The sequence below is a fragment of the Polaromonas sp. AER18D-145 genome (assembly GCF_002379095.1).
Taxonomy (GTDB): Bacteria; Pseudomonadota; Gammaproteobacteria; order Burkholderiales; family Burkholderiaceae_C; genus Polaromonas.
This window is the reverse complement of record NZ_NBZV01000042.1, coordinates 1-17,605: the sequence shown is the minus strand read 5'-3', so window position 1 is coordinate 17,605 and position 17,605 is coordinate 1. Positions and strand designations below refer to the sequence as shown.

The 17,605-nt window shown below is 64.9% G+C and carries 15 protein-coding genes; 8 read left to right on the top strand and 7 right to left on the bottom strand.

Features of this window, described 5'->3' with window-relative positions; genetic code table 11:
• The first annotated feature begins 64 nt into the window (after positions 1-64).
• Positions 65-577: a glycine zipper 2TM domain-containing protein gene (locus B7G52_RS18040; RefSeq protein ID WP_096698911.1), complete on the top strand. Its 513-nt coding sequence runs from the start codon at positions 65-67 to the stop codon at positions 575-577.
• A gap of 66 nt (positions 578-643) precedes the next feature.
• Here B7G52_RS18040 and B7G52_RS18035 read toward each other — a convergent pair whose 3' ends face one another.
• Positions 644-1,168 (bottom strand): peptidylprolyl isomerase, encoded by a 525-nt coding sequence (locus B7G52_RS18035; RefSeq protein WP_096698910.1) that lies wholly within the window; start codon positions 1,166-1,168, stop codon positions 644-646.
• Between the two features lie 14 nt (positions 1,169-1,182).
• Between B7G52_RS18035 and B7G52_RS18030 the strand changes: the two genes are divergently transcribed.
• The 3 genes from B7G52_RS18030 to B7G52_RS24180 all read left to right on the top strand — a co-directional run bounded on the left by B7G52_RS18030 (position 1,183) and on the right by B7G52_RS24180 (position 3,371).
• Positions 1,183-2,361 (top strand): JmjC domain-containing protein, encoded by a 1,179-nt coding sequence (locus B7G52_RS18030; RefSeq protein WP_096698909.1) that lies wholly within the window; start codon positions 1,183-1,185, stop codon positions 2,359-2,361.
• 41 nt (positions 2,362-2,402) lie between these two features.
• The gene (locus B7G52_RS18025) at positions 2,403-2,924 is read left to right on the top strand and encodes a hypothetical protein (RefSeq protein ID WP_096698934.1); all 522 of its coding nucleotides are present in this window, start codon (positions 2,403-2,405) and stop codon (positions 2,922-2,924) included.
• A 240-nt stretch (positions 2,925-3,164) separates the two neighbouring features.
• Complete coding sequence (locus B7G52_RS24180; protein WP_096698908.1) at positions 3,165-3,371, top strand: hypothetical protein; 207 nt, start codon at positions 3,165-3,167, stop codon at positions 3,369-3,371.
• A 71-nt stretch (positions 3,372-3,442) separates the two neighbouring features.
• Here the strand turns inward: B7G52_RS24180 and B7G52_RS18015 are convergent, their stop codons facing one another.
• The 5 genes from B7G52_RS18015 to B7G52_RS17990 form a co-directional block, all read right to left on the bottom strand.
• A complete protein-coding gene (locus B7G52_RS18015; RefSeq protein WP_096698907.1) occupies positions 3,443-4,213 on the bottom strand; it encodes an MBL fold metallo-hydrolase in 771 nt (256 codons plus the stop codon).
• A gap of 22 nt (positions 4,214-4,235) precedes the next feature.
• A complete protein-coding gene (gene bamC, locus B7G52_RS18010) occupies positions 4,236-5,387 on the bottom strand; it encodes an outer membrane protein assembly factor BamC (protein ID WP_096698906.1) in 1,152 nt (383 codons plus the stop codon).
• A 20-nt stretch (positions 5,388-5,407) separates the two neighbouring features.
• On the bottom strand, positions 5,408-6,289 hold the full coding sequence (dapA, locus tag B7G52_RS18005) for a 4-hydroxy-tetrahydrodipicolinate synthase (protein WP_096698905.1): 882 nt from the start codon (positions 6,287-6,289) through the stop codon (positions 5,408-5,410).
• A gap of 63 nt (positions 6,290-6,352) precedes the next feature.
• Complete coding sequence (locus B7G52_RS18000) at positions 6,353-6,916, bottom strand: bifunctional 2-polyprenyl-6-hydroxyphenol methylase/3-demethylubiquinol 3-O-methyltransferase UbiG (protein WP_096698904.1); 564 nt, start codon at positions 6,914-6,916, stop codon at positions 6,353-6,355.
• A gap of 241 nt (positions 6,917-7,157) precedes the next feature.
• Positions 7,158-7,970, bottom strand: a complete 813-nt coding sequence (locus tag B7G52_RS17990; protein ID WP_096698902.1) for an SDR family oxidoreductase — start codon at positions 7,968-7,970, stop codon at positions 7,158-7,160.
• 166 nt (positions 7,971-8,136) lie between these two features.
• Here B7G52_RS17990 and fusA point away from each other — a divergent pair, with 166 nt between their 5' ends.
• Positions 8,137-10,197: an elongation factor G gene (gene fusA / locus B7G52_RS17985; RefSeq protein WP_096698933.1), complete on the top strand. Its 2,061-nt coding sequence runs from the start codon at positions 8,137-8,139 to the stop codon at positions 10,195-10,197.
• Between the two features lie 127 nt (positions 10,198-10,324).
• On the opposite strand, the gene B7G52_RS17980 is transcribed toward fusA, so the two are convergent.
• A complete protein-coding gene (locus tag B7G52_RS17980; protein ID WP_096698901.1) occupies positions 10,325-11,554 on the bottom strand; it encodes an MFS transporter in 1,230 nt (409 codons plus the stop codon).
• Between the two features lie 148 nt (positions 11,555-11,702).
• Between B7G52_RS17980 and B7G52_RS17975 the strand changes: the two genes are divergently transcribed.
• From B7G52_RS17975 to parC, 3 genes are all read left to right on the top strand, one after another.
• The gene (locus tag B7G52_RS17975; protein WP_096698900.1) at positions 11,703-13,673 is read left to right on the top strand and encodes a DNA topoisomerase IV subunit B; all 1,971 of its coding nucleotides are present in this window, start codon (positions 11,703-11,705) and stop codon (positions 13,671-13,673) included.
• 72 nt (positions 13,674-13,745) lie between these two features.
• Positions 13,746-14,609, top strand: a complete 864-nt coding sequence (locus B7G52_RS17970) for a lytic transglycosylase domain-containing protein (RefSeq protein WP_371329039.1) — start codon at positions 13,746-13,748, stop codon at positions 14,607-14,609.
• 132 nt (positions 14,610-14,741) lie between these two features.
• Complete coding sequence (parC, locus tag B7G52_RS17965; protein WP_096698898.1) at positions 14,742-17,093, top strand: DNA topoisomerase IV subunit A; 2,352 nt, start codon at positions 14,742-14,744, stop codon at positions 17,091-17,093.
• The last annotated feature ends 512 nt before the right edge of the window (positions 17,094-17,605 follow it).

Below are 17,605 nucleotides of genomic sequence, written 5' to 3'. Positions count from 1 at the left end.
GGCAACTTGTCCTTCAAAGGCAGGTGCGGTGGGCCCTCTGAATGTTCACACACAGGAGATTTCCATGCGCCAAGCTTCCCGTTTCATTTCAGTCGTTTCATCCGTGGTGGTTGTCGCCGGGCTTGCCGCCTGCGCTGCGCCCATGAGCCAGCCAGCACCGGCCTCCACCTACCCCGCTGCCACCTATCCTGCATCGACTTACCCTGCACAGAACCCGCAGGGCAATTACATTGAATACGGTCGTGTCAGCAATGTAGAAGTCCTGCGTACGCAACAACCGGCCACGACCTCTGGTCTGGGTGCCGTGATCGGCGGCGTGGCCGGTGCAGCCGTGGGCAGCCAGATCGGCGGCGGTAGCGGACGCACGGCAGCCACCGTGCTCGGCGCTGTTGGCGGTGCTGTCGCCGGCAATGCCGTCGAGAAGAATCGCAACACCCAGCCCGTGAATGAAACCTACCGCGTTTCTGTCCAGCTGGACAACGGTGGTACACGTGCTTATGACGTGCCGTCTTACGGCGAGCTGCGCATCGGCGACCGCGTCAAGATTGAAAACAACCAGCTGTACCGCATGCGTTAAGCCACGGCGGCCTCAGTTCAGGCCGGCCTGCTCTTCGGAGCAGGCCGGCTTTTTTATTTGGCGGCTCTAATGCAGCGTGTTGTTGCCGGGAGCTTGTGATTCAAGCTTGAAAAAACCGGTCCCCATGGAGCCCTGGCCGATTTCCGCCTCAGAGGCCTCGCGCACGGACTCGATCTTCAGGCTCAGGCGGATCGCGATGCCGGCCAGCGGGTGGTTGCCATCGAGCACGACATGCTCGGGATAAATTTCCGTCACCGTGTAAATGCGATCCGGCGGCGTGTCGGGGTTGACGCCCGCGGGCAGGGCGGCGCCGTCAAAGGTCAGGCCTTCCTCGAGTTCGGCCGGAAACAGCTTGCGGGCTTCCAGAAAAACCAGGTTTTCGTCGTAGTCGCCAAATGCGTTTTCAGGCTCCAGATGCAGGTCGATCCTGGCGCCCGCCTCATGGCTCTGCAGGCTTTCCTCGATTTTGGCGAGCAGGTCATCGCCGCCCAGCAGAAACTCCACCGGCTCGTCGAGCTCGTCCAGTATTTCGCCCAGGGTATCTTTCAGCGTCCAAGTCAGGGCAACGACGCATTGCGGGGTGATTTTCATCGGACAATTGTCCCATGGATGTCAATCAACCCCTTGCCCTTCTCGCCGGTCTGACCCCGGCCCAATTCATGCGCCGCCACTGGCAGAAAAAGCCCCTGCTGGTGCGCCAGGCCATGCCCGGTTTCAAGCCCTTGCTGAGCCGCAGGGCGCTGTTCGACCTCGCGGCGCAGAAACAGGTGGAGTCGCGCCTCGTGGTGCAACAGCCCACCGGCTGGCGCATGAAGCAGGGCCCGTTCGGGCCGCGCAGCCTGCCGGCCCTGAGCCGGCCGCAGTGGACCCTGCTGTTGCAGGGCGTGGACCTGCACGATCGCCGGGCCCATGAGTTGCTGCAGCACTTTCGCTTTGTGCCCGACGCCCGGCTCGATGACCTGATGATTTCATTTGCCACGCCGGGCGGCGGCGTGGGCCCGCACTTTGACAGTTACGACGTTTTCCTGCTCCAGGCCAGCGGCCGCCGACGCTGGAAGATAGGCCGGCAGAAAGACCTGACGCTGCAGGAAGGTGTGCCGCTGAAGATCCTGCAGAACTTCGAGCCCGAGCAGGAGTTTGTGCTGGAGGCCGGCGACATGCTTTACCTGCCGCCACGTTATGCCCATGACGGGCTGGCAGAGCCGTCGCAGGACGAGGACGGCAAGGCGCAGGACTGCATGACGTATTCCATTGGTTTTCGAGCGCCCAAACGCGCCGAGCTGGCGAGTGAACTGCTGCAGCGCCTGGCGGACTTTGCCGATGATGATGAGGACGATGGTGCCCTCAGCCAGGGCCTGTACCGCGATCCATCGCAGGCCGCAACGCCAACGCCCGCGGCTGTGCCAGAAGGCCTGCTCGCGTTTGCGCAAAAGGCGGTGCATGACGCCTTGGAAGACCCGCTGGCGCTGGCCTGTGCGCTCGGTGAATGCCTGACGGAGCCCAAGGCCTCGGTCTGGTTTGACGACCCGTCGGGACGGTGGGACCCGCGCTGCGCCGAGGGTCTCTGCCTGGATCCGCGCACCCGCATGATGTACGACGCGCAGCATGTGTTCATCAATGGAGAAAGCTACCGCGCCAGGGGGGCCGACGCGACCCTGATGCGGCGCCTGGCCGACCAGCGCCGGCTCTCTGCCGTCGACCTTCGCCGCGCGGGACCTTCGGCGCTGGACTTGCTGGCAGACTGGCATGCGGCCGGCTGGCTGGCTCATCCGGAAGGTTGCTGAACCACGCGCCAGACCTGCAGTTTCATGCCTTCAAGGAGCCGATGATGAACGATCCCCATCCTTCGCCCGCAACTTCTTCGCCCGCACTGCTGCAGGGTCGCTTCGAGGGCCGCTCGGCATTCGCCGAGCTGGTCCGGCAAGCCTTCGCAACAGCGGCCGCGCAGGGCTGGCGTGAAATCATTCTTTGCGACGCCACGTTTGAGGACTGGCCGCTGGGCGAGCGCAGTGTCGCGCAATCCCTCAACGAGTGGTCAACATCGGGCCGGACACTGACCATGCTGGCCCAGAACTATGACGAAGTGACGCGCCGGCACGCGCGGTTTGTGACCTGGCGCCGAACCTGGTCGCACATTGTTGAATGTCGCGGCAGCGGTCAGGTGGCGGCCAGCGACCTGCCCAGTGCCTTCTGGAGCCCGGGCTGGGTGTTCGAGCGGCTGGACCTGGTTCGCAGCACCGGTGTGGCGGGATCCGAAGCTGCGCGGCGCGTGGCACTGAGGGAAAGGCTGACGGAAAAGCTGCTGCGCAGCAGTCCGGCCTTCCCGGCGACCACTTTGGGGATTTGATGCCGCGGGGCGATACCGCAGGGTGCCATGCTGGCGAAAGTGGCGGTTTTGCTACGGTCTTTCGCTGCTTTTTTGTGAATTGAGGGTTTTTACGGCGGTGAAAACCCGCATATACTCGCTCTCAGGGCAGTTTGAGCTCGCGTCACTCGCCCTCCCGTCGGAAAACTCGAATCGTCAGGTTTGGGTTTTTTTTTGACGGATTTATAAGTTGTCTCTCTCTCATTCATCAAGGATCTCGATATGAACAAGTCCCTCGTTTTGGCCGCCATCGTCGCTGCGGTTGCTCTGGCTGCCTGCGGTAAAAAAGAAGAAGCGGCTGCACCTGCTCCTGTCGTTGTCACGCCAGCACCTGCTCCCGCACCTGCCGAGGCAGCTTCCGCACCTGCAGCTGTCACGCCTGCACCGGTTCCTGCTGAAGCCCAGACTCCTGCCAGCGCCGCGAAGTAATTCCTGCTGCTTGCCTGAAAGCCGCCTGCGGGCGGCTTTTTTACGCCTGTCCTGTGCGCAGGGGGCGCGGATCAAACGTCCAGCCAGTGCGTTCCCGCTCCGGCGTCTGCAACCATGATTTCCGTGGCGCTTCCCAGCGCCTCCTGCATGGCTTGCCGGGCCAGCTCCGGCCGATTGTTCTGCTGGCTCAAATGGGCCGCCACCAGCTGCCTGAGGCCGCCATGCGCGACCGAGCGGGCAATCTCGCCCGCGGCAGCATTGGACAGGTGGCCATACATGCCGCCTACCCGCCGCTTGAGAAAAGGCGGGTAGGTCGACTGGGCCAGTAACTCACTGTCATGGTTGCACTCGAGTAACAGGGCGTCGCAGTGTGCGAGGTGGGCCAGCAGGTGGGCGGTGGCGTGACCGAGGTCGGTCAGCAGCCCCAGTTTGGACGCGCCGTCCGTGCAGGTGAGCTGCAAGGGCTCACGCGCGTCATGCGGAACCGTGAACGGCATGAGCTGCAGTTCGCCGAGGTCAATTGCCTCCCCATCGCGTGCGGTGTGAAGCAGCCCGTCGAAGTCGGGCAGGCCGATGCCTTCCTGGGTGCCGCGGCTCATCCAGACCGGGACCCGGTGGCGCCGCGCGAACTGGCGCGCGCAGCCGATGTGGTCGCTGTGTTCGTGGGTGATGAAGATGGCGTCGATGTCGCCATCGGCCAAGCCAGCCTCGGCCAGCCGCAAAGAAAGCTGCCGCAATCCCAGCCCGCAATCGACCAGCAGCCGCCTGGGCCGCAGCCCGGCCGCCTCTACCAGCGTGGCATTGCCTGTGCTGCCGCTGCCCAGGCTTTTGAACCTCAGCACCGGCCAGGCTCCACGCGACGCCTTATTTCAGGTCGTCGGCAATGACCTGCACGATGCGCTGGGCATTGGCCGATGCTTCGGGATTGCCCTGGGCGTTGAGCACGGACACGGTGGTCGCTTCGCCCTGGCTGCGCACGGCGATCCGGTATTTGAGGGGGGCCGGGCCCGCCGAGGAGCTGCTGAAGAGCTTGCTGAAGAAGCCGGGTTCCTTCTTGTCGCCGGTAGGCTCGACGTAGCGCACAAAATAAGTGCCTTGTGCACGGTCACGGTCTTCAACGGTGAAACCGGTGCGGTCCAGGGCCAGGCCGACCCGGCGCCAGGCGCGCTCAAAACCTTCGTCGATCTGAACCACGGGCATGTTGTTGACATTGGCGACACGCGCGCTCTGCCGCGCCGGGCCGGTGGCGATCAGCGCCTTGGACTGCTCCTGGCTGACACCGAGCTTGACCATCAGGCGGCGCAGGAATTCTGCTTCCAGTTCCGGATCGGCCGGGCGTGGCTGCCACACCGTGCCATCGCTTTTCTGCGGTGTCCTGACCGTGCCCGTCAGCACCTCCACCATGCCGCGGTGGCTGATGTAGATCTCGGTGCCGCCGGTCGGCGTGCGCTCCAGGCGGGTGCGGAACTTGTCGCGTTCGCCGGTGGAGTACAGGCTGTCGAGCAGCTTGCCCAGGGTGGCGCGGATGAAGTCCTGTGGAAGCTTGGCGCGGTTTTCCGCGTAGTCGGTTTCCATGATGCCCAGGTTTTCCTGCTCGGTGGCGATCAGAAAACCGTTTTCCTGCCAGAACTCGCGCACCGGACCCCACAGCTTGTCGGCCGGGCGGTTAACCACCAGCCAGCGTTGCGTGCCCGCGCGCTCGATGCGCACGTCGCCGACCGTCAAGGCCGCCGTCGGCACGGACTGGGTAGTCTGGCCGACCTGGAAGCCGCTGGCCGTCACGGAACTGCCGGGCACGAGGTAACGTGTATCGCGCGACAGCTGCGTCAGGTCGGGAGGAACCTCCAGCGAGGGCGCCTTGCCGGCGCTTTTGTAATCGACCTTGTCGCCCTGCATGGACTCGCTCAACGAGGAGCAACCCGAGAGGAGGAGCGCGGCGACGAGCGCCAGTAGCGGGGCAGCGGCAAGCCGTGGTGCAGATACAGATCCGGAAGCGCTGGGCGTGTGCAATGTCATCACTGGGGTTTCCTTAAAAATCAGAGCAGGCCGCAAACACGCAGGGCGTTTTCGACCGTGGCCTCGTTGGCCGTTTCAAGCGGTGTCATGGGCAGGCGCAGGGTTCCGCTGCACAGCCCCATGCGGGCCATGGCCCATTTGACCGGAATCGGGTTGGCTTCCACGAACAGATGTTTGTGCAGCGGCAGCAACTGGAACTGGATGTTCATCGCGCTGCGCGCGTCGCCAGCGATCGCCGCGACGCAGAGCTCGTGCATCAGGCGCGGTGCCACATTGGCCGTCACACTGATGTTGCCCTGGCCGCCGCACAGCATCAGCGCCACGGCGGTCGGGTCGTCGCCGGAATAGACGGCAAAGCCGGCCGGCACTTCCTTGATCAGCCACTGCGCGCGTTCGATGTTGCCGGTCGCCTCCTTGATGCCCACGATACCGGGCACCTGCGCCAGCCGCAGCACGGTGGCATGCAGCATGTCGGCCACGGTGCGGCCGGGGACGTTGTACAGCACCATGGGCAGATCCACTGCTTCGGCAATCGCGGTGAAGTGCCGATACTGGCCTTCCTGCGTCGGCTTGTTGTAGTAGGGCACGACCTGCAACTGGCAGTCGGCACCGACGGTTTTTGCAAAGCGTGCCAGCTCGATGGCTTCGGCGGTGGAGTTGGCGCCGCAGCCAGCCATGACCGGCACCCGGCCCTTGGCTTGCTCCACCGAGACGCGGATGATCTCGCAGTGTTCTTCAACGCTGACGGTGGGCGACTCGCCGGTGGTGCCGACCACGCCAATGCAGTCGGTGCCCTCGGCAATGTGCCAGTCCACCAGCTTGCGCAGGGTCGGGTAGTCAACGCTGCCGTCTTCATGCAGGGGGGTCGCCAGTGCAACGATGCTGCCGGTAATGGTTTTCATGTCTTTGTGTCAGGGGTGGAGCGCTGGCCGGGGCCAATGCTGCGGTAAAGCCAATTCAGCATTCTACCCAGTGCGCTGGTCGATCAAATAGCGTGGGACCGTCCCTGGCGACACCAGTTCCCGGACGGCTGCAATCCGCTGTGTAAAGCGGTCGGGGGCTTGCTGGAATCCGTCCTCAAACGCGACCACCCGCAGGCCACGGCACACCTCGAGCAGCTCGCCGGTGCGCAGCAGGAAATCGGGCCGCGAGGGTTTGCCCACGGTTTGGTTGCCCTGGGCAAAGGTTTCGTAAATCAGCACGCCGCCCGGCGCCAGGCTGGCCAGCAGCGTTGGCAGCAGGGGGCGCCACAGGTAGTTGGTGACGACGACGGCGTCGAACTGGCGGCCCGCAAAAGGCCAGGGGGCGTTTTCAATGTCGGCCACCACGGCTTCGCAGGAGGGCGCCGGAATTGCTATGGATTCGATAGCTTCCTGCGACCGGTCCACGAGGGTCAGGGGATGATTTCTCTGGTGAAACCACCAGGCGTGCCGGCCATGGCCGCAGGCGACGTCAAGCACGCGGCCCTGGGCCGGCACCAGGTGGGACCAGCGCCGGACCCAAGCCGACGGGGTTTCGCTTCCGTGCATCAGCTTGCCCAATCGGAGTTTGACTGCGCCGCGACGGGCGTGGGAACTGCCTCTTCACCAACCGGGGCCGCGGAACCGGCTTCGCCGGGCCGCAGGCGCAGCGCCCCCGAGGGGCTGAAGCCTGCGGCTCCAAACCTGCTTGAGCAGGTTTGGACAGGCGACAGAAGCGAAGCCTCTGGCGAGCGGCGGCCTGCAAGGCCTCGCGCAGTACACGAAGTGACAAGCGTGGGGGCCATATTCTTCAATGCGGCTTGACCTCGTCCTTGAGGGCGGCCAGCGCCATGGATTCGACGGCCCCGGGTGCCAGCAGCTTGAGCCAGCGCCCGAGTTTGCCTTTGGGCGTCATCACGACTTCACGTGCGCGTTGGTCCATGCCGTCAAGAATCAGCCGGGCGCAGGTCTCGACGCTCATGGCATTGTCTTCCCTGAGGCCGCTGGCACCGGCCGGTGTGCCCGCGGCGTTGAAGCCCCGGTGGCGGATCTGCGTGGCGACCACGCCGGGGTAAGCGGTGGTGACGCTGATGCCGGCGGTTTTCAGTTCGGTGCGCAGGGCTTCAAAAAAACCGGTCATGGCGAATTTGCTGGCGCTGTAGGCGGTGCGCCCGGGCACACCCACCAACCCGGCCAGGCTGGAGACCGCCACCAGGCTGCCGCGACTTTGTTTCAGGTGGGGCAGGACGGCATGGGTGCACCACACGCTGCCCCAGAGGTTGATGCGCATCAGGTCCTCGTACCAGCCGAGGTCGTCGGTTTGGACATCTTCAAACAGCGCCTGTGCCGACATGCCGGCGTTGTTGATCAGGGCGTCGATCTGGCCGAAGGCCTGGACGGCCGTGGTGATCAGCGCGCGGCACTGGGCCGGCTCGGAGACATCGGTGGGGACCACCAGCGCCGCGGCCCCGCCGGCCCGGCACTGGACGGCGACGGCGTCAAGCGCGGCTTCGTTGCGCGCGGCCAGCACCAACGCCACTGCCGCGCCATGGCGCTGTGCCAGCTGACGCGCCATTTCCGCGCCTATGCCGTCGGACGCCCCGGTGATGACGATGGTTTTCATGGCCCTGCTGTCCCCCTGCGAGTGTGGAGGCGAAAGACTACCACCGTTTGACGTCTGCACCGGCCCCTTGCCCCGGTGCGGGCTATCCCTTACGCTGTGCATCTGATTCATGCCTCAGGCCAACCCATCGGGCGCAGACGCCGCGCCCGGCACCCAGGAGCGCGCCATGTCCTCTTCCACGCATCCGGTTCCTTCGGCCGTCCCCAACCTGCGCACGCTGGCGCTGGTGGGCGCAGCGGCCAGCGGCAAAACCACCCTGGTCGAGGCCTTGCTGCACCAGGCGGGCGCCATCGGCGCCCCGGGCAGCCTGGAGCGCGGCACGACGGTCAGCGATTTCGATCCGCTGGAGCGCCGCGCCCAGCATTCGCTGCATTCCGCGCTGGTCCACCTGCAGCACCAGGACACGCGCATTCACCTCATCGACACGCCCGGTGCGCCGGACTTTCTCGGGCAGTCGCTGCCGGCGCTGGAGGCGGTGGAAACCGCCGCCCTGGTCGTCAGCGCCGCCAGCGGGCTGGAGCTCATGAGCGGCCGCATGATGGACTGGGCCGCCGGCCGCGGCTTGTGCCGCATGGTGATCATCAACAAGATCGACGCGCTGGGCACTGACCTTCCCGGACTGCTGGCCGCCATCCAGGCTGCCTTCGGCAAGGAATGCCTGCCGCTGAACCTGCCCGCCGCCGGGGGCACCCGGGTGGTGGACTGCTTTTTCAATCCGGCCGGGGAATCCGATTTTTCCAGCGTGGCGCTGGCGCACCGCGCGCTGGTCGAGCAGGTGGTCGAGGTCGATCCGGCCTTTGTCGAACGTTACCTCGACGAAGGCGACGTGGATCCCCAGGAGCTGCATGCGCCGCTGGAGCAGGCCTTGCGCGAGGGGCATTTGATTCCGGTGTGTTTTGTGTCGGCACGCAACGGTGCCGGGGTGGCCGAACTGCTGGACGTGATGGTCAAACTGCTGCCGAATCCAGCCGAGGGCAACCCGCCGAAGTTCCTGCGCGGCGAGGGTGCAAGCGCCGTCCCGATGCGGGCCGAGCCCGACCCGGCCAAACATGTGCTGGCGCATGTTTTCAAGGTCAGCGTGGACCCCTATGTCGGCAAGATGGGTATCTTCCGGGTGCACCAGGGCACGGTGACCCCGGGCAGCCAGCTCTACATCGGCGACGGCAGGCGCCCCTTCAAGGTCGGCCACCTGTTCCGGCTGCAGGGCAAGGACCACATGGAAATCGCCAGCGCCGGGCCGGGTGAGCTGTGTGCCGTGGCCAAGGTCGACGAGATCCATTTCGACGCCGTGCTGCACGATGCGGCGGAGGACGAACACATCCATCTGCAGCCGCTGGACTTTCCGGTGCCGGTGCACGGGCTGGCCATCGAACCCCGACGCCGCGGCGACGAGCAGCGCATGTGGGACCTGGTGCAACGGCTGGTCGATGAAGATCCCTGTCTGCGGCTGGAACATGTGGCGCAGACCAATGAAACCGTGGTGTACGGCCTCGGCGAGCTGCACCTGCGCACGCTGATCGAGCGGCTGACCGAGGTCTACAAGTGCGAGGTGAACACGCGGCCGCCGCGTATCGCCTACCGCGAGACGGTCACCGCGCCGGCCGCCGGCCATCACCGCCACAAAAAGCAAAGCGGCGGCGCCGGCCAGTTCGGCGAGGTCTTCCTGCGCATCGAGCCGCTGGCGCGCGGCGCCGGCATCGAGTTTGTCGACCAGGTCAGGGGCGGCACGATTCCCGGCCAGTACATGCCAGCCGTCGAAAAAGGCGTGCGCCAGGCGCTCGACGGCGGGGTGGTTGCGGGTTTTCCGGTCAGCGATGTGCGGGTGGTGGTGTACGACGGCAAGCACCACAGTGTGGACAGCAAGGACATTGCCTTCGCGACGGCCGGACGCAAGGCGGTGATCGAAGCCGTGCGCGCCGCGTCGCCGGTGGTGCTCGAACCCGTGGTCAATGTCGAGATCACGGCGCCCGAGGCCGTCATGGGCGACATCACCGGCGACCTGTCGGCGCGGCGCGGTCAGGTCAGCGGCACGCGCGGGCTGCAGGCAGGCACGCTGGCCGTGCTGGGCCAGGTGCCGCTGTCCGAACTGGCCGCCTACCAGTCGCGGCTCAACGCGCTGACCGGCGGGCAGGGGGCTTACACGCTGGCCTTCAGCCACTACGAGGTCGTGCCGCCGGCGGTGCAGCAGCAACTGGCCGGACAGTACCGGGTACGCGACGAGGAATAAGCGGGGCTAGAAGCAGGCCCAGAGCTGGTCGGCCAGCGTCAGCAAAAAATCGGGCCGCAGGTACAGCGCAAACACGCCCAGCGTGGCCGCGATGGCCAGTAGATACAAGGCGAGCTTGTGTGCCATGTCAGGCGCCTTGGGGCAGGCGGCCCGCCGCCGGCCGGTGGATGGCGGTTTCACGTACCGGCAGATTCACCAGAGCGGCGAACACGCCCAGCCCGATCGCGATGTACCAGACGATGTCGTAGCTGCCGGTGCGGTCGTACAGGTACCCGCCCAGCCAGACCCCCATGAAGGAGCCGATCTGGTGGCTGAAAAACACAAAACCGCTGAGCATGGACAGATGCTGGATGCCGAAAATCTGCGCGACCACCGCATTGGTCGGCGGAATGGTGGACAGCCACAGCAGGCCCATCAGGCTGGCAAAGATGTAGACGCTGGCCGGGCTCAGCGGCGCGGCGAGGAACACGGCAATCACGACGGCCCGCGCGAGATAGATAAAGGCCAGGATGTTCTTTTTGGCCAGCCGCTGGCCGAGGGCGCCCGCCGCATAAGTGCCGAACACATTGAACAGGCCGATCAGTGCCAGCGCGTAGCTGGCCACCTGTGGCGACAGCCCCTTGTCCTTGAGGTAGCTGGGCATGTGCACGCCGATGAACACCACCTGGAAGCCGCAGACGAAGTAACCGGCCATCAGCAGCTGGAAGCTCGGGTACTTGAAGGCTTCCTTGAGCGCCTGCAGGATGGTCTGTTCACGCGGCGGCGCCTGGCCGGGGCCGAAGCGGGTCTCGCGCAGGCCAAAGGCCAGCGGGGCGATCAGCAGCACTGCGGCGCCCAGCACCAGCAGCGCCTCTTTCCAGCCCAGGCCGCTGATCAGGAAACCTTCGACCGGCACCATCAGGAACTGCCCGAAAGAGCCTGCCGCCGCCGCCACACCCATGGCCCAGGATCGTTTGTCGGCCGAAATGTTGCGGCCGATCACGCCATAGATCACGGCATAGGTGGTGCCTGCCTGCGCCGCGCCTATCAGCACGCCGGCCGTCAGCGTGAACAGCAGGCCGGTCGGCGACAGCGCCATGCCGACCAGCCCCAGCGCATACAGCACGGCGCCGCCCGCAATGACGCGAAAGGCGCCAAAGCGGTCGGCCAGCATGCCGGCAAAAATGCCGAACACGCCCCAGGACAGGTTTTGCACGGCCAGGGCAAAGGCAAAGGTTTCGCGTGTCCAGCCCTGGGCCTGGGTGATCGGCTGCAGCCACAGGCCGAAGCCGTGGCGTATGCCCATGGACAGGGTGACGATGGCGGCGCCGCAGATGAGCACCTGGGCCATGGAAAGATTTCTACTTGAGGATTGCATCCGGAGAATGTACCCAATGGCGCTGCGTTCTGCTTTTGAAAGTTTTTGGGGCCATTGATGAGCGCCAGACATGGGTTTCGGAGTGGGTTGGATGAAAGCTGTATATTTATCCAGTCTTAAAATCATCCGGGACTACAATTCACCCCCCATGGCGACCAAACTACCCAACGATTATTCCGAAGCCTCGATCCGAGTGCTCAAGGGCCTGGAGCCCGTCAAGCAGCGGCCCGGCATGTACACGCGCACCGACAATCCGCTGCACATCATCCAGGAAGTGCTGGACAACTCGGCCGACGAGGCGCTCGCCGGCCATGGCAAGAAGATCAAGGTCACGCTGCACACCGATGGTTCCGTCAGCATCGAAGACGACGGCCGCGGCATTCCCTATGGCCTGCACCCGGAGGAAAAGGCGCCGGTGATCGAACTCGTCTTCACCCGGCTGCATGCCGGCGGGAAGTTCGACAAGGGCAAGGGCGGGGCCTACAGCTTTTCCGGTGGCCTGCACGGCGTCGGCGTCAGCGTGACCAATGCGCTGTCCAAGCGCCTGGAAGCTACCTCCTACCGCGACGGCATGGTGGCCCGGCTGGTGTTCGAGGCGGGTGACGTCACCGAGCCGCTGGAGCTGCGCAAGGCGGCCGAGGGCGACCGCAAGTGCGGCACCACCGTGCGGGCCTGGCCGGACGCCAAATATTTCGAGGCGTCGGCCCTGCCCATGGCCGAGCTGACCCACCTGCTGCGCAGCAAGGCCGTGCTGATGCCTGGCGTCACCGTGACGCTGGTGGTCGAGAAGACCAAAGAGGTGCAGACCTGGGTCTACAAGGGCGGTCTGCGCGACTACCTGATGCAGACCCTCAACGCCGATCCGGTGATTCCGCTGTTTGAGGGCGAGGGTTTTGCCGATGCGGCGCACGACAGTTTTGCCGAGGGCGAGGGCGCCCAGTGGTGCCTGGCCTTCACCGAGGACGGCCAGCCGATGCGTGAGAGTTATGTCAACCTGATCCCGACCAGCGCCGGCGGTACGCATGAAAGCGGCCTGCGCGATGGCGTGTTCCAGGCCGTCAAGAGTTTCATCGAGCTGCATTCGCTGCTGCCCAAAGGCGTCAAGCTGCTGCCCGAGGACGTGTTTGCCCGCGCCAGTTATGTGCTTTCGGCCAAGGTGCTGGACCCGCAATTCCAGGGGCAGATCAAGGAGCGGCTCAATTCACGCGATGCGGTGCGCCTGGTGTCGAGTTTTGTGCGACCGACGCTGGAACTGTGGCTTAACCAGCACGTCGACTACGGCAAAAAACTGGCTGAACTGGCGATCAAGGCCGCGCAAACCCGCCAGAAGGCCGGCCAGAAGGTGGAAAAACGCAAGGGCTCGGGCGTGGCCGTGCTGCCGGGCAAGCTGACCGACTGTGAAAGCAAGGACCTGGCGCACAACGAGGTGTTTCTGGTCGAGGGCGACTCCGCCGGCGGCAGCGCCAAGATGGGGCGCGACAAGGAGAGCCAGGCCATCCTGCCGCTGCGCGGCAAGGTGCTCAACACCTGGGAGGTCGAGCGCGACCGGCTGTTTGCCAACACCGAGATCCACGACATCGCGGTGGCCATTGGTGTGGACCCGCACGGCCCCAACGATACCCCGGACCTCAGCGGCCTGCGTTACGGCAAGATCTGCATCCTCAGTGATGCCGACGTGGACGGCTCCCACATCCAGGTGCTGCTGCTGACCTTGTTTTTCCGGCATTTCCCCCAACTTATTGCCACAGGGCACATCTTTGTGGCGCGGCCACCGCTTTTTCGGGTGGACGCCCCGGCCCGCGGGAAGAAGCCTGCATCCAAGGCGTATGCGCTTGATGAAGGCGAGTTGACGGCCATTCTCGACAAATTGCGCAAGGAAGGCGTGCGTGAAGGGGCCTGGGCGATCAGCCGCTTCAAGGGCCTGGGCGAAATGAATGCGGAACAATTGTGGGAAACCACACTCAATCCTGATACGCGCCGGCTGTTGCCGGTGCAACTCGGCAATTTTGACTTTGCCCAGACCGAAAGTCTGGTGACCAAGTTGATGGGCAAGGGCGAAGCCGCGGCGCGGCGCGAACTGATGGAACTGCACGGCGATGCCGTGGAGATCGATATTTAAAGGACTCCCCATGCGCAACCTGCGGATCTGCACGGCATGAGCCATTTTTTACGTCAAAAATGGCTTCAGCCCTTGTGGTTAGTGCGCAAGCAGCTATCATTTTTGATAGCCGCTGCCGCCCTGCTGCTGGCCGGCGCATCAGCCCGTGCCGACGTCTGGGGGTATGTGGACGGCCAGGGGGTGGCGCATTTTTCGGCCGAGCGGCTCGACGAGCGTTACCAGCTGTTTTTCCGCGGCGGCGAGAGTTTTGACACCAGCCGCGGCGGGCGCGCTTCGGCGGGCGCCTACGGCAACGGCATGCCTGGGGCACCGCCCAAGCTGCTGGCCTTTTTCGACGTTTCACCCAATTACAAGGCCGTCAAACATTTGCTGCGCGAAGCGTCGGTGGCCAATGACATCGACTACGAACTGCTGCAGGCGCTGATTGCCACCGAGTCGGGCTTCAACACCCACGCGGTGTCGCCCAAGGGTGCGGTGGGCCTGATGCAACTGATGCCGCCCACGGCCCAACGTTACGGCGTGCGGGCCGACAAAAATTCCCCGATCGAGAAAAAACTGACCGACCCGAGAACCAACATCGGGGCCGGCTCGCGTTACCTGCGTTACCTGATCGACCTGTTTCCCGGCCAGCTGGAGCTGGCAGTGGCGGCCTACAACGCCGGTGAAGGTGCGGTCCAGCGCTACGGCAACAAGATTCCGAACTATCCCGAGACCAAAAATTACGTCAAGACCGTGATGCAGCTCTACAGCCACCTCAAGCCGCCGAGCATGATGGGTGAAACACGCCGCTCGGGCCGCGTCAGGATGGAAATGATGGGCGGCAGCAAGATTTCTTCCAGCCCGTCCGCTGGCGGCGCCACCGGGCGCGGCAACCAGCTGCCGACCCTGGTCGTACAAAGCCTGGTTGCACCGGAATTCCGGGTCGAGCGCGACTAGTGTCCCGATGTGGAGTCCTGACGTGGAACTGCAGTTTCGCGTGAGGCCATAATCGCCTGCGGCAGCCAGCCGGCCCCTCGGTCCGGCCACCTCTTTTGACCTCTTTCCTTTCTTTTTGCTGTTTGAACCCCGATGGACGATCTTTTTACGCCTGCCCCGCCTTCCTCGCCCGACGTCCCTGACCAGGAATCGCTGGCCGCTTATGCCCAGCGTGCCTACCTTGAATACGCGCTGAGCGTCGTCAAGGGCCGGGCCTTGCCCGATGTCTGCGACGGCCAGAAACCGGTGCAGCGGCGCATCATGTTCGCCATGGCGCGCATGGGGCTGGGCTTTTCCGGCGCCGGCGGCGCCAAGCCGGTCAAAAGCGCGCGTGTGGTCGGTGACGTGCTCGGCAAATACCACCCGCACGGCGACCAGGCGGCCTACGACGCGATGGTGCGCATGGCCCAGGACTTCAGCCAGCGTTACCCGCTGATCGACGGCCAGGGCAACTTCGGCTCGAGAGACGGCGACGGCGCGGCAGCGATGCGTTACACCGAGGCGCGGCTGGCGAAAATCACCACCCTGCTGCTCGACGAGCTCGACGAAGGCACGGTCGACTTCGTGCCGAACTACGACGGCTCTTTCGAGGAGCCGCGCCAGCTGCCGGCGCGCCTGCCTTTCACGCTGCTCAACGGTGCCAGCGGCATTGCCGTCGGCCTGGCGACCGAGATTCCGAGCCACAACCTGCGCGAGATCGCCGATGCCTGCATCGCGCTGATCAAGACCCCCAAGCTCGGCGACGACGAGCTGTACACGCTGATCGCCGGTCCCGACTACCCGGGCGGCGGCCAGATCATCTCGACGGCGGCCGACATCGCCGCCGCCTACAGCACGGGCCGCGGCTCGCTCAAGGTGCGCGCGCGCTGGAAGATCGAAGACCTGGCGCGCGGCCAGTGGCAGCTGGTGGTGCAGGAGCTGCCGCCCGGCGTCAGTACCCAGCGGGTGCTGGAAGAAATCGAAGAGATCACCAACCCGAAAATCAAGGCCGGCAAAAAAGCGCTGAGCCTGGACCAGGTCCAGCTCAAGCAGACCGTGCTGGCCGTGCTTGATGTGGTGCGCGACGAGTCGAGCAAGGACGCGGCCGTGCGCCTGGTGTTCGAACCCAAGACCAGCCGCATCGAGCAGTCCGAACTGATCACCACCTTGCTGGCGCACACCAGCCTGGAAAGCTCGTCGAGCATCAACCTGACCATGATCGGGCTGGACGGCCGGCCGACGCAGAAAACGCTGCGGCAAATGTTGCAGGAGTGGATCTCCTTTCGTCAGACCACGATAGAGCGGCGTTCGCAGCACCGCCTGAACAAGGTGCTGGACCGCATCCACATCCTCGAGGGCCGGCAGCTGGTGCTGCTCAACATCGATGAAGTCATCGCCATCATCCGCCAGTCCGATGAGCCCAAGGCGGCGCTGATTGCGCGTTTTAATCTGAGCGAGCGGCAGGCCGAAGACATTCTTGAAATCCGCCTGCGCCAGCTGGCCAGGCTGGAAGCCATCAAGATCGAGCAGGAGCTGAAAGGCCTGCGCGAAGAGCAGGGCAAGCTGGAGGAAATCCTCGGCAGCCCGGCGGCCCTGCGCCGCCTGATGATCAAGGAAATCGAGGCCGATGCCAAGCAGTTTGCCGACCCGCGCCGCACCCTGATCCAGGCCGAGAAAAAAGCCGTGCTCGAAGTCAAGGTGCTGGACGAGCCGGTGACCGTGGTGGTCAGCGCCAAGGGCTGGGTGCGCGCGCGCAGCGGCCATGGCCACGATGCGGCCAGCTTCGCCTTCAAGTCGGGTGACGGCCTGTACGGCACCTTTGAATGCCGCACCGTCGATACCCTGCTGGTGTTCGGCACGGCCACCAAAGGCACGGGCCGGGTGTATTCGATTCCGGTGGCCATGTTGCCTGGTGCGCGCGGCGATGGCCAGCCGGTGACCACGCTGATCGAGCTCGAAGCCGGCACGCAGCCGGCGCACTATTTCGCCGCACCGGCCAGCGCCACCTTGCTGCTCAGCAGCAGCGGCGGCTACGGTTTCCTGGCCACGGTGGAAAACATGACATCGCGCCTGAAGGCCGGCAAGGCCTTCATCAGCTGCGGTGAAGGCGAGACCATCTGCAAGCCCTCGCCGGTGGCGGGCGGCGCCGCACCTCTGAGCCCGGCGACCCACGTGGCCTGCGCCTCCACCGGTGGGCGCATCCTGACTTTCGAGATCAGCGAGCTCAAGACCCAGGCCGCCGGCGGCCGCGGCCTGATGCTGATTGACCTGGATGCCAAGGATACGCTGGCCGGCGCGGCGGCGTATACCCGCAGCGTGAAGATCGAGGGCATAGGCCGTGGCGGCAAGGAGCGCGAGGAAACGCTGGAGATCCGCAGCCTGAACAATGCCAGAGCCGCTCGCGGGCGCAAAGGCAAGGCGGCCGACCTGGGCTTCAAGCCGACGGGCATTACCCGGGTCGAGTGACGGGGTCGTAGTTGCTATCTGTTTGATAGCTGCTTGCGAGCGTGGTTATTGGGCTGACGGGCTATTTTCTATGGACTCGCGCGGGCTGGGACAAGGCGGCTGAGGCTCTTTGATCTCGCATGGTGGTTTGCCAACAAGCCGGGGGTTGCCCGGCGGCAACTCACTTTTCTTTTGCGTCGCCAAAAGAAAAGTAAGCAAAAGAAAAGGCGACCCGATGGTCTGGGTCCCCTGCGCTGCGCTCAGGGGCAACCTCCGGTGCTCAGCAAAAGCGGGGTCTGGCTAAACTCGCCTGCGGCTCAAACAACGCCAGCCCTGATCCGCTTTTGCCTGCGCTCCTCGGCCCAGCCCGACGGGTGGGGAAACAAAGACAAATACCAAACACTGAATGCGGCGAGCCATGACACGCGCAGCGCGTCATGGCGGAGTCAAGCGGCCGTCATGTTTGCACGCGGGCCCAGCCCACGCGGCCAAATGAAGCTCCCCGCCATCGCCCAGCGGGGCGAGGGAGGGGC

What these genes read in the sequence shown, in the direction of transcription:
- B7G52_RS18000 (WP_096698904.1), bottom strand. Translation starts at nt 6,916, where the DNA reads ATGCACGGAAGCGAAACCCCGTCGGCTTGGGTCCGGCGCTGGTCCCAC.
- B7G52_RS17980 (WP_096698901.1), bottom strand. Translation starts at nt 11,554, where the DNA reads ATGCAATCCTCAAGTAGAAATCTTTCCATGGCCCAGGTGCTCATCTGC.
- dapA (WP_096698905.1), bottom strand. Translation starts at nt 6,289, where the DNA reads ATGAAAACCATTACCGGCAGCATCGTTGCACTGGCGACCCCCCTGCAT.
- B7G52_RS17975 (WP_096698900.1), top strand. Translation starts at nt 11,703, where the DNA reads ATGGCGACCAAACTACCCAACGATTATTCCGAAGCCTCGATCCGAGTG.
- fusA (WP_096698933.1), top strand. Translation starts at nt 8,137, where the DNA reads ATGTCCTCTTCCACGCATCCGGTTCCTTCGGCCGTCCCCAACCTGCGC.
- parC (WP_096698898.1), top strand. Translation starts at nt 14,742, where the DNA reads ATGGACGATCTTTTTACGCCTGCCCCGCCTTCCTCGCCCGACGTCCCT.
- B7G52_RS18035 (WP_096698910.1), bottom strand. Translation starts at nt 1,168, where the DNA reads ATGAAAATCACCCCGCAATGCGTCGTTGCCCTGACTTGGACGCTGAAA.
- bamC (WP_096698906.1), bottom strand. Translation starts at nt 5,387, where the DNA reads ATGACATTGCACACGCCCAGCGCTTCCGGATCTGTATCTGCACCACGG.
- B7G52_RS17990 (WP_096698902.1), bottom strand. Translation starts at nt 7,970, where the DNA reads ATGAAAACCATCGTCATCACCGGGGCGTCCGACGGCATAGGCGCGGAA.
- B7G52_RS24180 (WP_096698908.1), top strand. Translation starts at nt 3,165, where the DNA reads ATGAACAAGTCCCTCGTTTTGGCCGCCATCGTCGCTGCGGTTGCTCTG.
- B7G52_RS18030 (WP_096698909.1), top strand. Translation starts at nt 1,183, where the DNA reads ATGGATGTCAATCAACCCCTTGCCCTTCTCGCCGGTCTGACCCCGGCC.
- B7G52_RS18040 (WP_096698911.1), top strand. Translation starts at nt 65, where the DNA reads ATGCGCCAAGCTTCCCGTTTCATTTCAGTCGTTTCATCCGTGGTGGTT.
- B7G52_RS18025 (WP_096698934.1), top strand. Translation starts at nt 2,403, where the DNA reads ATGATGAACGATCCCCATCCTTCGCCCGCAACTTCTTCGCCCGCACTG.